Source organism: Nonomuraea salmonea (genome assembly GCF_042428605.1).
GTDB classification, from domain to species: domain Bacteria; phylum Actinomycetota; class Actinomycetes; order Streptosporangiales; family Streptosporangiaceae; genus Nonomuraea; species Nonomuraea salmonea.
Map to the genome: position 1 here is coordinate 360,201 of NZ_JBHMCF010000040.1, position 13,187 is coordinate 373,387.

The 13,187-nt window shown below is 67.8% G+C and carries 11 protein-coding genes; 8 read left to right on the forward strand and 3 right to left on the reverse strand.

The features are described 5' to 3' along the window. Positions 1-40: 40 nt before the first annotated feature. The 3 genes from gnd to dnaA form a co-directional block, all read right to left on the reverse strand. Positions 41-985 carry a phosphogluconate dehydrogenase (NAD(+)-dependent, decarboxylating) gene (gnd, locus tag ACFFR3_RS36780; protein WP_345393160.1) on the reverse strand — a complete coding sequence of 315 codons (945 nt, stop codon included), beginning with the start codon at positions 983-985 and terminating at the stop codon, positions 41-43. Positions 986-1,030: 45 nt separating this feature from the next. Further along, a complete protein-coding gene (gene dnaN / locus ACFFR3_RS36785; RefSeq protein ID WP_345393157.1) occupies positions 1,031-2,170 on the reverse strand; it encodes a DNA polymerase III subunit beta in 1,140 nt (379 codons plus the stop codon). Between the two features lie 542 nt (positions 2,171-2,712). After that, positions 2,713-4,254: a chromosomal replication initiator protein DnaA gene (gene dnaA, locus ACFFR3_RS36790; protein WP_379484658.1), complete on the reverse strand. Its 1,542-nt coding sequence runs from the start codon at positions 4,252-4,254 to the stop codon at positions 2,713-2,715. A gap of 483 nt (positions 4,255-4,737) precedes the next feature. Here dnaA and rpmH point away from each other — a divergent pair, with 483 nt between their 5' ends. The 8 genes from rpmH to ACFFR3_RS36830 all read left to right on the forward strand — a co-directional run bounded on the left by rpmH (position 4,738) and on the right by ACFFR3_RS36830 (position 12,185). After that, on the forward strand, positions 4,738-4,875 hold the full coding sequence (rpmH, locus tag ACFFR3_RS36795; RefSeq protein ID WP_043614899.1) for a 50S ribosomal protein L34: 138 nt from the start codon (positions 4,738-4,740) through the stop codon (positions 4,873-4,875). Between the two features lie 59 nt (positions 4,876-4,934). Continuing rightward, on the forward strand, positions 4,935-5,297 hold the full coding sequence (rnpA, locus tag ACFFR3_RS36800; protein ID WP_345393154.1) for a ribonuclease P protein component: 363 nt from the start codon (positions 4,935-4,937) through the stop codon (positions 5,295-5,297). Next, positions 5,294-5,578: a membrane protein insertion efficiency factor YidD gene (gene yidD, locus ACFFR3_RS36805; RefSeq protein WP_355417625.1), complete on the forward strand. Its 285-nt coding sequence runs from the start codon at positions 5,294-5,296 to the stop codon at positions 5,576-5,578. The genes rnpA and yidD overlap by 4 nt, the downstream gene beginning before the upstream one ends. 4 nt (positions 5,579-5,582) lie before the next feature. After that, on the forward strand, positions 5,583-6,506 hold the full coding sequence (gene yidC / locus ACFFR3_RS36810) for a membrane protein insertase YidC (RefSeq protein WP_364368703.1): 924 nt from the start codon (positions 5,583-5,585) through the stop codon (positions 6,504-6,506). A 20-nt stretch (positions 6,507-6,526) separates the two neighbouring features. Next, entirely contained in the window at positions 6,527-7,015 is a 489-nt protein-coding gene (locus ACFFR3_RS36815; protein WP_364368706.1) for a Jag family protein, read from the forward strand. Positions 7,016-7,857: 842 nt separating this feature from the next. Continuing rightward, on the forward strand, positions 7,858-8,529 hold the full coding sequence (gene rsmG / locus ACFFR3_RS36820) for a 16S rRNA (guanine(527)-N(7))-methyltransferase RsmG (RefSeq protein WP_345393151.1): 672 nt from the start codon (positions 7,858-7,860) through the stop codon (positions 8,527-8,529). Between the two features lie 305 nt (positions 8,530-8,834). Further along, complete coding sequence (locus tag ACFFR3_RS36825; protein WP_345409462.1) at positions 8,835-9,602, forward strand: ParA family protein; 768 nt, start codon at positions 8,835-8,837, stop codon at positions 9,600-9,602. Positions 9,603-11,222: 1,620 nt separating this feature from the next. Beyond that, positions 11,223-12,185 carry a ParB/RepB/Spo0J family partition protein gene (locus ACFFR3_RS36830; protein WP_364368713.1) on the forward strand — a complete coding sequence of 321 codons (963 nt, stop codon included), beginning with the start codon at positions 11,223-11,225 and terminating at the stop codon, positions 12,183-12,185. Positions 12,186-13,187 lie beyond the last annotated feature (1,002 nt).

The window sequence follows — 13,187 nt, forward strand, 5'->3', positions numbered from 1 at the left end:
CCGCCACCGGGGTCACCGGCATGCAGCCTGTGGAAAACCGTTAGCGATCGCTCTCGCGCGGCGGCGTGACGTCGGCGCCGGGGGAGTCGGCCCCCTTGCCGGTGCTGCCCTCGGCCGAGGTGATCGCGTGGCCGCCGAACTGGTTGCGCAGCGCCGCCACGACCTTCATCGCGGGCGAGTCGTCCTGGCGCGAGGCGAACCTGGCGTAGAGCGCGGCGGTGATGACCGGCATCGGGACGGCGTGGTCGACGGCCGCCTGCACCGTCCACCGGCCCTCGCCGGAGTCCTGTGCATAACCGCGCAGCTGCTCGAGGTGCTCGTCGTCGTCGAGCGCGCGCACCAGCAGGTCGAGCAGCCAGGAACGGATGACCGTGCCGGTGCGCCAGCTGGCGAAGGAGCCCTTGACGTCCTTGACGACGTCGGATGCCTCCAGCAGCTCCCAGCCCTCCGCGAAGGCCTGCATCATGCCGTATTCGATGCCGTTGTGGACCATCTTCGCGAAGTGGCCCGCGCCGACGTCGCCGGCGTGCACGAAGCCGTCCTCGCCCTCGGGCTTGAGCGCTTCGAAGATCGGCATCAGCCGGTCGACGTGGGCCTTGTCGCCGCCGCACATCAGCGCGTAGCCGTTCTGCAGGCCCCACACGCCGCCGCTGACGCCGCAGTCGACGAAGCCGATGCCCTTGGTCGACAGCTCGCGCGCGTGCTTCTGGTCGTCGACGTAGTGGCTGTTGCCGCCGTCGACGACGATGTCACCCACGTCGAGCAGCTCACCGAGGTCGTCGACGGTGGTCTGGGTGGGCTTGCCCGCGGGCACCATGACCCACACGGCGCGCGGCGCCTCCAGGCGCTCGACCAGCTCCTTGAGGCTGGCCACGTCGCTGATCGCCGGGTCGCGGTCGTAGCCGATCACGTCATGACCGCCGCGGCGCAGCCGCTCGGCCATGTTGCCGCCCATCTTGCCCAGTCCGACCATGCCGATCTGCATGTTGTCTACCCCCTTGTCAGGCTTCCATCATCCCTGACGGCCGATTCAGCCTGACAGCCGGATAGGCATGATCAAGTAACGGTAGTCCGTGACGGCGCCGTCCTCCACAGGCTTGCCACCGGTGAGGATAGCGGGCTTCGTGGACGTGGTCATCTGCAGCCGCGCCACGTCGGAGTCGATGGCGCCCAGGCCCTCCAGCAGGAACTGGTGGTTGAAGGCGATGTTCATCTCCTCGCCCTCGTACTCGACCGGCAGCGCCTCGACGGCCTGCGCCTCGTCGCCGCTGCCCGCCTCCAGCACGACCTCGCCGCTCCTGAACGCCAGCCGCACCGGCGTGTTGCGCTCGGCGACCAGCGCGACGCGCTTGACGGCCTCGACGAACGGGCCTGTGGACAAGTCCGCGCGGGCGGAGAACTCGGTCGGCAGCAGCGAGCGGTACTTGGGGAACTCGGGGTCGAGCAGGCGCGTCGTCGTACGGCGGCCGGCGCTGGAGAACCCGATCATGCCCTCGCCCGTGCCTCCGGCGGAGCTGAGCGCGATCTCCACCTCGGCGCCTGTCGCGCCGAGCGCCTTGGCGGTGTCGGCCAGCGTCTTGCCGGGGATCATCGCGATCGCCGAGAAGTCGGGCTGGCCAGGCTGCCACTTCAGCTCGCGGACGGCGAGGCGGTAGCGGTCGGTCGCGGCGAGGGTCACCGTGTCGCCCTCGATCTCCATGCGCACGCCCGTGAGCATCGGCAGCGTGTCGTCGCGGCCGGCGGCGACGGCGACCTGGCCGACGGCGGAGGCGAACACGTCGCTGCCCACCCGGCCGGCGGCCGGCGGCATGGCGGGGAGCGACGGGTAGTCCTCCACAGGCATGGTCAGCAGGGTGAAGCGGGCGCTGCCGCACGTGACGACGGCCTTGGCACCGTCCACCACGAAGTCCACAGGCTGTGCGGGAAGCGCGCGGGTGATCTCGGCGAGCAGCTTGCCCGAGACCAGGACGACGCCCGGCTCGCCGGTGTGCAGTTCGAGCGTGACCTCCGCCGAGACCTCGTAGTCGAAGCCGGACAGCTTGAGCCGCTGTTCCTCCGTGACCTCCAGGCGCATGCCGGCGAGCACGGGCACCGACGGGCGCGCCGGGAGACTGCGCGCCGTCCATGCCACCGCCTCAGCGAGGACGTCTCGCTCGATTCGGAACATCACGGTGATCAGCCTCCTGGGTTCGTCGTTGATTCAAGGATCTCAAGGATCCACCCTCCCGGCCTCGCGCTCCGGGAGAACCCCTCTATGGGTCTTTGAGTTTCTAGTTAGAGAGAGAAGAGGTCATCACACTAGGGGCTGTGGAAACTGGGGACAACCGGCGTCCTTGCTGGTCAGCGCCCCTGTTTTTATCCACCGAGGGTGTGGGTGACGCCTGGGGAGAACTCGCGCGCCTGGGGATGACGAAACTTCGCCCACAGGCCGTCCCCAGATCATGGTCCCGTCATCCACGGAAGATCGGGGGTTATCCACGAGGTTTCCACAGGTTATCCACGGGGTAAAAGGGGCCCTTCTGGAGCCCCAGATCGACTGTTCACAGTCTGTCCACACGTTGTCCACTGGTAGTCCCCAAGTTCTCCCCAGGATGTCCCCAGCACTGTCCCCAGCCGTTGTGGACGGATTTTTCCCAGCATTGTGGGGCGAACGACCGCCCCGATTTTGCGTTTCCGCTGGTCCACAGTGTTTTCCACAGGCTGTGTACGACTTCACGATCCGCGCTGTGTCTGCTTGATCCGCATTGTCAGCTCGTTGACCTGGTTGTACATCGACCTGCGCTCGGCGATCAGCGACCGGATCTTGCGCTCGGCGTGCATCACGGTCGTGTGGTCCCGGCCGCCGAACTGCTGGCCGATCTTCGGCAGCGACAGCTCGGTCAGCTCGCGGGCGAGATACATGGCGATCTGCCGGGCGTTGACGAGCGCGCGGCTGCGCGACGTGCCGCACAGGTCGTCGATGCTGATGCCGAAGTACTGGGCGGTCTGATTCATGATCGCCGCGATCGTGATCTCGGTGTCGGACTCCGAGGTGATGAGGTCCTTCAGCACGACCTCGGCCAGCTGCAGGTCCACACCCTGCCTGTTGAGGCTGGCGAACGCGGTGACCCTGATCAGCGCGCCCTCCAGCTCACGGATGTTGGTGGAGATGCGGCTGGCGATGTACTCGAGCACCTCGGGCGGCGCGGCCAGGCCCTCCTGGATGGCCTTCTTCCTGAGGATGGCGATGCGCGTCTCCAGCTCGGGCGGCTGGACGTCGGTGATCAGGCCCCACTCGAACCGGTTGCGCAGCCGGTCCTCCAGCGTGATGAGCTGCTTGGGCGCCCGGTCGCTGGAGATGACGATCTGCTTGTTGGCGTTGTGCAGGGTGTTGAAGGTGTGGAAGAACTCCTCCTGCGTCTGTTCCTTGCCCTCCAGGAACTGGATGTCGTCCACGAGCAGGATGTCGATCGCGCGGTAGCGGCCGCGGAACCCGTCGGCCTTGTGGTCGCGGATGCTGTTGATGAAGTCGTTGGTGAACTCCTCGGAGCTCACGTATCTGACACGGGCGCCGTCGTACAGGCTCTGGGCGTAATGGCCGATCGCGTGCAGCAGGTGCGTCTTGCCGAGCCCGGAATCCCCATAGATGAACAGCGGGTTGTACGCCTTCGCGGGGGACTCGGCGACCGCCACTGCCGCGGCGTGGGCGAAACGGTTGCTGGCCCCGATGACGAATGTCTCGAATGTGTACTTCTGATTGAGCCTGGCCGGTTCGCTAGGTTTGCTGCTCTTCGCCTCCCACCGATTCTGGGCCGGCTCGGGCGACTTCTCCACAGGCGGTGTGTACGACGGCGCCTGTTCAAAATCGAAGCCCTGCTGTGGATAGTCGGTGGATATCTGCTGCTGCTCGGGCTGTGGAGAATAGAACTGCGGAGGCTCGGAAGGCTGGTTGTGCTGCGGCTGCGCGGGTTGTGCATAACGCAGCTGACTCTCCACACCCTGGGGATAACTCTGAGTCACAGGCTGTTGATGAGCGTCGCCAGCGGGCTGTTCCGGCGCCGTGGTGTCGATCATCACGGCCAGCCGCATGGTCCTGCCGAGCTCCTGCGACAGCGCGTGGGCCACCAGCGGGCGCAGCTTGCCCTCGATGAGGTCCTTGAGGAAGTCGTTGGGGACGCCGAGCACGATCGTGTCGTTGGCCAGCGCGATCGGGCGCACCATGGACAGCCACGTACGCTGCTGGATGGGCACGTTCTCGTTGAGGAAGTTGCCCAAGGCCCTCGCCCATACCGTGCCGAGGTCGACACCGTTCACGATGCGGTTCCCCCTCCTCTCATTCGCGGCCCCCCGCGATCGGATATCCACATGCCGCGGCCGCTCACGATGATCGGTGACCCCTTCGTCCACACGCGGCCTGCGGGCGTTCCGCTACGCCCTCCACAGGAGATCCACAGGCTGTCCACAGGGCTTGAGCGGCCCGGAAGGGCTGACAGTAGCTTTGTGCACAGCTGTGTTCAAGACGTTGTCCACAGCCTAGTGGCACCTGAGTGCACAAACTGTGGACGTGGGGCCGGTGTGGAAAAGTGGCCTGTGGATCAGTGGATAACGCGTCCGGTTTGACCTGTGGGTGCGTTGACCCGTAACGTACGACGGTCGGCTTGTCACGCGACGGCTATTTCGCGTGCCCTCGCTTCCTTGGCAGGCCATCCATGTGTGTTAGGCGCCCCTGCGGCGCACCATCAAGCCTGGAGCCCACCCGTGAGCAAGCGTACTTTCCAGCCGAACAACCGTCGCCGCGCGAAGACCCACGGCTTCCGGCTGCGGATGCGCACCCGGGCCGGTCGCGCCATCCTCGCTGCTCGCCGCCGTAAGGGCCGCGAGAAGCTGTCGGCCTGACCGTCCCGCGCGACGACAGCCCGCCGGCGGATCACGCCGGCGGGCGTTAGACGTATACGGTGCTGTCCCGTCAATCCCGCATGCGACGCGGGGAGGAGTTCGAGGCGGCGGTCAGGCGCGGAAAGCGCGCCGGTCGCCCCACTTTGGTGGTGCATTTCACCACTTCTGGGGAAGAGCCACCCCTGGTGGGTTTCGTGGTGAGTAAGGCCGTCGGTGGCGCGGTGACCCGGAACAAGGTCAAACGACGGCTCCGACACCTGATGCGGGACCGACTCCACCGGCTGCCGCGAGGTAGCCTGCTTGTGGTACGCGCCAATCCACCGGCCGCGTCCGCGCGATTCGAGCAACTGGCCGCCGAACTCGACCTCGCGCTGGAACGTTGTCTCAGGCGGCGCGAGTCCTCGACGGGTGGACGGAAATGACGGAGCAACCGCAAGGAGTGGCGGCGCCGAGCCTCGCTGCTCGGGCGCTGATCCTCCCCATCCGGTTCTATCGGGCGTTCATCAGCCCACTGCTCGGTCCACGCTGCCGGTTCTACCCCTCGTGCAGCGCATACGGGCTCGAAGCGATTGCCGTACATGGAGCACTGCGCGGCATATGGCTGACTGTCCGGCGCATCGGGCGGTGCCATCCATTTCATCCCGGAGGTATAGACCCGGTGCCCCCACGCCCGGTCCCGTCCCACGAAACGCAAGGGAGATAGCTCGGTGGAGCTGTCCTGGCTCAATTGGCTGTATACAGCCGTCGCCCAAGTCATCACCTGGATCCATACCGCGTACAGCACGGTTCTCGATCCCAACAGCGGTCTGACCTGGGCGCTGACCATCATCACGCTGACCATCTTCATGAGGATCCTGATCTTCCCGCTGTTCCTCAAGCAGATGCGATCGTCGCGAAAGATGCAGGAGCTGGCGCCGAAAGTCCAGGAGCTCCGCAAGCGCTACAAGAACGACAAGCAGCGCATGAACCAGGAGGTCATGGCGCTCTACCAGGGGGCGGGGGCCAACCCCCTGGGCGGCTGTCTGCCGATCGTGGCGCAGTTCCCCATCTTCATCTCCATGTTCACCGTGCTCCGCGCGATCGCGGCCGACGAGGCCAAGTTCGGCATGACGCAGGAGCTGGTCGACAGCGCCAAGCAGGCCCTCATCATCGGCGCGCCGCTGCCGGCGACGTTCTTCGAGGCGCCCGCCATCAGCGAGAAGATCGTCATCGGCTTCTTCGTCGCGGTCAGCTCGCTGACCACGTTCCTCACCGTCCGGCAGAGCGTCACCCGCTCCATGGCCCAGATGCCGGACAACCCCATGGCGCAGCAGCAGAAGATCCTGATGTACATCTCGCCGCTGTTCGCCTTCTTCAGCCTGAACTTCCCGCTCGGTCTGATCCTCTACTGGGTCACCACCAACGTGTGGACCCTCGGTCAGCAGCACTGGTTCTACAGCCGGCACCCCATGCCGGAGTACGACGCCAAGGGCAACCCCGTCCCGGTGCAGCCCAAGCCCGGCCTGATCGCGAAACTCCGCAAGACCACTCCGGAAGAACAGGCCCCTCCGCCCCCTCCGGAGCCTAAGATCATCAGGCAGCAGCCCAGCAGGCAACCCCGCAGCAAGCGCACCGGCAGCAAGAAGTCTTGAACACGAAGGAGAGGCCGGCCATGACCGAGGCCGAGCAGGAGAAGGCTCCTGATCTCACTGCGCTGGAGCAGGAGGGCGAGATCGCTGCCGACTACGTCGAGGGCCTTCTCGACATCGCCGACATCGACGGCGACATCGACATGGACGTCGAGGGCGACCGCGCGCTCGTCTCCGTCGTCGGGCTCAAGAGCACCGAGCTGGTGGGGCCCGAGGGAGAGGTGCTCGAGGCGCTCCAGGAACTGACCCGCCTCGCCGTGCACCGGCAGACGGGCGAGCGCTCGCGGCTGATGCTCGACGTCGCCGGCTACCGCGAGCGGCGGCGGGCCGAGCTGACCAAGCTCGGCACCGAGATCGCCGACCAGGTCAAGGATCGGGGCGAGCCGAAGTCGCTGCAGCCGATGACGCCGTTCGAGCGCAAGATCGTGCACGACGCGGTAGCGGCCGCGGGGCTGCGCAGCGAGTCGGAGGGCGAGGAGCCCAACCGCTACGTGGTGGTCCTCCCCGCCTGAGACCCTCGCTGCCGGGCGCCGGCGGCGCTGTGGCCGGGCGACATGTCCCCGTCTCACCGGCCGTACCGACCATGTCGGACCGGCCGTCCAGGTCTCTCCCGGTCGGCCGGCCGGACCTCTCCGGCCCGCCGACATCCATCCGGCCGGTCCTTCGGGACCGGCCTTCGTGGTCCCGGCCGCTGCTCCGGTAGCCGGAGGACCGGCCAACCAGGTCTCTTCCAACCGGTCGGCGGGACTTCTCCGAGGCGCCGACATCCATCCGGCCGGTCCTTCCGCACCGCCCTCTTCTGAGTCGTCGAACCGGCCGTCCAGTCTCTTTCGACCTGGACGGCGGGACTTCTCCGAGGGGCCGACATCCATCCGGCCGGTCCTTCAGGACTGAGCCGTTGCGCCCTGGCTTTTGCGCCCCGGCCGGTCCTTTCGGGCCGGCCTTTGTGCCTGCTCCGGAAACTGTCGGATCGGCCGGCTGTTGGGACCTTCTCCGAGCGGCCCGATCGAGGCTCGCTCGCAGCGGACGCGCCCGGCCAGTGCCCTCCGTCCTGCGCGAGGGACGGCCGGTGCACATTCACCCCTTCCTCCTGTATGGCCTGTACGGCCTGTACGGCGACCAGTCACCCACATGGATCGACCCCGTATACCGACATGTCACGCTTTACTTGCCCACGCAACGTTGCACTGACGGCGTGCTCACAGGCCACCTTCACCAAGGCCCGCTAGGCTTCCCTTGTGATCTCACCCCGTAGCCTTGGGTGGAGACCGGACCCTGTCGCCGCAGCCTGATCGCGCCCGGCGACCATCACCCCGATCACGCGGGCCACGAGCCCCAGAAAGGCCACCAACCAGTGAGCGATGAGCTTCCGGAGCCGCCGGAGATAGCGCGGGACGTCTTCGCGGGGGAGGCCTGGGATCGCGCCAACACGTTCGCGGACCTGCTGGCGGGTCCCGGTGTCGTCCGCGGGCTGCTGGGCCCGCGGGAGGTGCCCAGGATCTGGGATCGCCACCTGCTCAACTGCGCTGTCGTGGCCGAGGCCGTGCCGCCGGACGTGCGGCTGGTCGACATCGGCTCCGGCGCCGGCCTGCCCGGGCTGGTGCTCGCCATCGTCCGGCAGGACATCACGGTGACGCTGCTGGAGCCGTTGCTGCGCCGTACCGTATTCCTTGAGGAGTGCGTGCAGGCGCTCAAGCTCGACAACGTCGAGGTGCTGCGCGGCCGGGCGGAGGAGCTGGCGGGCAAGCGCGAGTTCGACGTGGCCAGCGCCCGCGCGGTGGCGCCGCTCGACCGGCTGCTGACCTGGGCCATGCCGCTGCTGCGCGAGGGCGGCGAGCTCATTGCCATGAAGGGGGAGCGGGCGGCGGGCGAGCTGGCCGAGGCGCAGGAGCAATTGCGCGCCAGCGGGGCCCGAACGGCCGAGCTTGTCACCGTCGGGCGCGGTAAGGTCGAGCCGCCTGCAACATTGGTTCGGGTGGTAGCGGGTCGCGCGCCGGAGCGAGCCAGGCGGCGACGAAGGAGGTGACGGTTGTGCCAGTCGCGTCAAGTGGTCTTGGCTGGCCGGACAGCCGTTCGTCCGAGAGTCCAACCGGGGTTGGCTGGCCCGAAATGGGCGTGTCGCGACAGCAAATTCCCGGCACCGGCACACCACTGGTTGAAAGGATGGCCATCGTGACCCAGACCCCCCTGAACCCCGGTGATTCGCCGTTGGTACGAGAGGCGCTCAGCTCAGTGGTTTCACGTGAAACATCTGCAACCCAGACGGCCGCCCAGACCGGCGAGACCTCCGGCGACGGCGACGGCACCTGGCCGCGCCCGTCCCAGACCCGAGTGATCGCCGTGGCGAACCAGAAGGGCGGCGTTGGCAAGACGACCACGTCGGTCAACATCGCCGCCGCGCTGTCGATGCACGGCCAGCGCGTCCTCGTGGTCGACCTTGACCCGCAGGGCAACGCGTCCACCGCGCTGGCGACCGAGCATCGCGGCGATGTGCCTGACGTTTACCAGGTGCTCGTGGACGACCTGCCGATGGCTGACATCGTCAAGCAGGTGCCCGACATGCCCAACCTCTATTGCGCTCCCGCCACCATCGACCTGGCCGGTGCGGAGATCGAGCTGGTGTCCCTGGTGGCCAGGGAGGCGCGGTTGCGGCGGGCGTTGGCGGCGTACGAGGCGGTGAACTTCGACTACATCGTCATCGACTGCCCGCCGTCGCTCGGCCTGCTCACCGTCAACGCGCTCGTGGCGGCCGACGAGGTGATGATCCCGATCCAGTGTGAGTACTACGCGCTGGAAGGGCTCGGGCAGCTGCTCCGCAACGTCGACCTGATCAAGGCCCACCTGAACCCGACGCTACGACTCTCGACGATCGTGCTCACCATGTACGACGGCCGCACCCGCCTCGCGTCCCAGGTGGCCGATGAGGTGCGTGCGCACTTCGGCGACACGGTGCTGAACACGGTCATCCCGCGCAGCGTGCGCCTGTCGGAGGCGCCCAGCTATGGGCAGTCGGTGATGACGTACGACCCGGGGTCGAGCGGCGCGATGGCGTACATGGACGCAGCCCGCGAGATAGCCCACCGCGCCACAGTCTCCTGACCACCAACGATCACCCGGCCACTATCGGTCGACTAACCACCAACGGCCATCCGGCCACCGGCCATCAACGGTCGCTCGGCTACCAACGGTCGGCCAACCACCGCAACTACCGACGGCCGCCCGGCGACCGACGGCTGGTTAACCACCGAAGGTCACCCGGCCACCAACAGCCAGCCGGCCACTGATAGTCGGCCAGCCACCGACGGCCGCTCGGCCGCTTAGGGCCGGCCAACCACCGACGGCCGCCCGCTTAGGGTCGGCTAGCCGCTGACGGCCACCTAGCCGCCTACGGTCGGTCAGCCACTGGCAGCCGCCTGGGCGCCACCGGCTGCTCGGCCACGGACGGCCGTCTGGCCGCCCCGGCCGGCCAACTACTGACCGGCTGCCTGGCCGTCTACGGCCGGCTAGCCACTCACCGGACGCCTAGCCGTCCCCGGCTGGCTAGCCACTCACCGGACGCCTGATCGTCCACGGCCGGCTAGCCACTCACCGGACGCCTAGGCACCAACAGCTGCCCGGTCACAGACAGCCGCCTGCCTACCGATGATCGCGGGGCCGCCTACGGCCAGCTGACTACTGATGACCGCCTAGCCACCAACCTCCGCCTGGCCGCCCGCAGTCGGCTGACCACGGACGACCGCTAGCCACCAACAGCCGCGTAACCACCAACGCCCGCCCGCCCGCCTGGCCGCGGACCGCGCCAGTCAACTTCCTGCCCAACGTGCATCTGCCCGCACTGGCCATCGCGTGAGGGCGGCTTGCGCGCCGCGTGGCGGTACCCCAGGCGCATTCTGTGACAGCGGTTGCGGCTGGCCGCCCAGTGCCACTGTCACTCATCCGCACGCCCAGTTTCGACTGGACGACACGGTTGAACCGGACGCCACGCCACGCCACACAAGGCATGCCCCGAGCCGAGCCCCAATGCAGTCCGCTTGAGTGAGCCGGCAAGGCGCGTCTCCGGAGCGCCGTTCCAGACCGTGCCGCACCCTCAGAATCGGATCCCCAAGTCCGTGCCCCCAGGACCGCGCGCCCGGACCGCGCCCCGGGGGAGCACGCCCCCAGGACCGTGCCCCCAGGACCGCCTCGCCCGGGATCGTGCCCCAGGACCGTGCCCTCGGGATCGTGCCCCCGGGATCGGGCCCCCGGGACCGCGTCCCCGGGACCGCGTCCCTGGAGCCGCGCTCCCGGGATCGCGCCTCTGAGGTCGTGTCCTTTGAAGCGTGCCCCAGGTTCGTGTGCCCAGGTTCGTGTGCCCGGGACCGGACGGCCGGATTGCGTCCTCTGGGCGCGTCCTCCAACTTCCTTGGCCCGCCTCCTCACCTCCCGATGTTCCTGCCTTCCGACGGCGCTTTTTTAGTCGTTTTCCGTGACGCCGTTGCGGCGCGTTCTGGCTCTTGGGCAAGGGGGTTTTGGTGGCGACGCCCTCGCAGGCCGAACGGAGGTGGGTGGGGGAAGGGCGAAACGGGGGTGGGGTGGGGTCCAGTCACGGGTTGGGCAGGTTTGTGACCGTGTCGGTGTAAATCCAACCGGACGGTGTGTGGCGAGGGGGCACTCGGTCGGGCCCGCAACGGTAACCTCTCCTGGAGTGACCGGAATCGACCGGGTGGATGAGGAGACGCAGTGAGCCAGCAGCGGCGGGGATTGGGCAAGGGACTCGGGGCGCTCATCCCGACCGGTCCCATCGTTGACGGCACGGGGGCGGCGCCGGCCCCGGCCAACGGGTCAACGGAGGAGATGGGTCCCAAGCCGATCGCCGGAGCGTACTTCAAGGAGGTCGCGCTCAAGGCGATCGTCCCCAACCCCCGGCAGCCGCGTGAGATCTTCGATGAGGAGCGCCTGGAGGAGCTGGCGGCGTCCATCCGTGAGGTCGGGTTGCTGCAACCGATCGTGGTGCGCTCGATCGGCGGTGGCCAGTATGAGCTGATCATGGGGGAGCGGCGCTGGCGGGCGTGCAAGCAGGTCGGCCTGGACCCGGTGCCCGCCATCGTGCGCAACACCCAGGACACCGACCTCTTGCGGGACGCGCTGATCGAGAACCTCCAGCGTGAACAGCTGAACGCCCTTGAAGAAGCGGCGGCGTACCAGCAACTCCTTGACGACTTCCAGGCGACGCACGAACAGCTGGCACAGAAGGTCGGTCGCTCCCGCTCCCACATCACCAACACCCTGCGTCTGCTGAACCTCCCTCCTGACGTCCAGCTGAAGGTCGCCGCCGGGACGATCAGCGCCGGACACGCACGGGCGCTCCTCGGCCTCGACAACGCAGAGGAGCAGATCCAGCTCGCCAAGCGGATCGTGGCCGAACTGCTGTCGGTACGAGCGGTGGAAGAGATCGTCGCCATGGGCAGCGCCAAGGCGGCCAAGAAGGCACCCCGCGAACGCCAGCCCGTCAAGCCCACCGCCCCCGGCCTCACCCACCTCGCCGACCGCCTCTCGGACCACTTCGAAACCAAGGTGAAGGTGGACCTGGGACGGCGAAAGGGCCGCATCGTCGTGGAGTTCGCCACGATCGACGACCTGGAGCGCATCATCGGCACGATGGCCCCGGAGGCAGCCCGAGCAATGCGAGAAACCGAGGACTGACCCCCGAAGTTCCGGCTCTGGGCCCGTCTGTCACTCGCATCAGGTCTAAGGACACGAGCGATACGCCCGCCGCACTGAGGAGATTCGAAGACCGCACCCCCGGGACTGAGACCGGAACCGACGGCATGGGCGCAAGGGCGAGATGCACGGCGACGGCGACCCCGACTCGGCATCTCCCACGGACACCGCGTCCGAGCCGTCAGCGCCTTGCCGAGACGGTCCGGGCCGGTTAGTGGTTGAGGACCGACCGTCCGGGGTGCTGACCATTCTGGGGATCAGGCCGGTCACCTGTTCTCAGGATGTCTCGGGGACCGAGGCCAGGCTCTAAGGCCCAACAAGGGTGAGCGCGGCATCTCGGTGTTTCACGTGAAACACGTTGCTCAGCGCGTGGTGGGCGGGGGCGGCAGCTGGGCGGGTAGCCCGCCTTTGTAGCCGTCGGTGGGTCGTGTGCGGTGGCATCCGCAGCGCGCGAGCAAGGAGAGGCACGCTGACCGAATCGGTGAGCCGAGCGGAGGCGTGGCGTCTTGGAAGGCAGCGCCGGGGTGCGCGGCATCGCCAAGCGGAGTAGTGCGGGAGGAGGCAAGGGCGAGGTGAGCCATCCGAGGGGTGAGTCATCCCGAAGGGTGGACCACTCTGAAGGGTGAACATGCCGGGGAGCCGGGGAGCCGGGGAGCCGGGAGGTGTGCCTTGGCTCAGACATGGGGTGGGGCGGCTTGAGGCGTGACATGTGGGGGCGGAGGGGCCGCGGGGCGGGGAGTGTGCGTTGGCTCAATCGGGGTGTGGCAGGGCGTTGCGTGCCCCCCCGTGTGGGTGGAAAACGTGGGGTGGCGACAGACAGGTGGGTGAGGGTGAAGCGGGGGAGGGAGACGGCGAGCGGGAGTCGGTCAGGCGGTGGGGTTAGCGGGGGTAGGGAGAGGTGCCGGCTGGTTGGTGAGTGGTGGGCCCGTTGTGTCCGTGCCACCGACGCCGACCCCGAATCCGGGCAGGAACACCTATGCGAAC

What these genes read in the sequence shown, in the direction of transcription:
- yidD (WP_355417625.1), top strand. Translation starts at nt 5,294, where the DNA reads ATGACGGAGCAACCGCAAGGAGTGGCGGCGCCGAGCCTCGCTGCTCGG.
- gnd (WP_345393160.1), bottom strand. Translation starts at nt 985, where the DNA reads ATGCAGATCGGCATGGTCGGACTGGGCAAGATGGGCGGCAACATGGCC.
- ACFFR3_RS36815 (WP_364368706.1), top strand. Translation starts at nt 6,527, where the DNA reads ATGACCGAGGCCGAGCAGGAGAAGGCTCCTGATCTCACTGCGCTGGAG.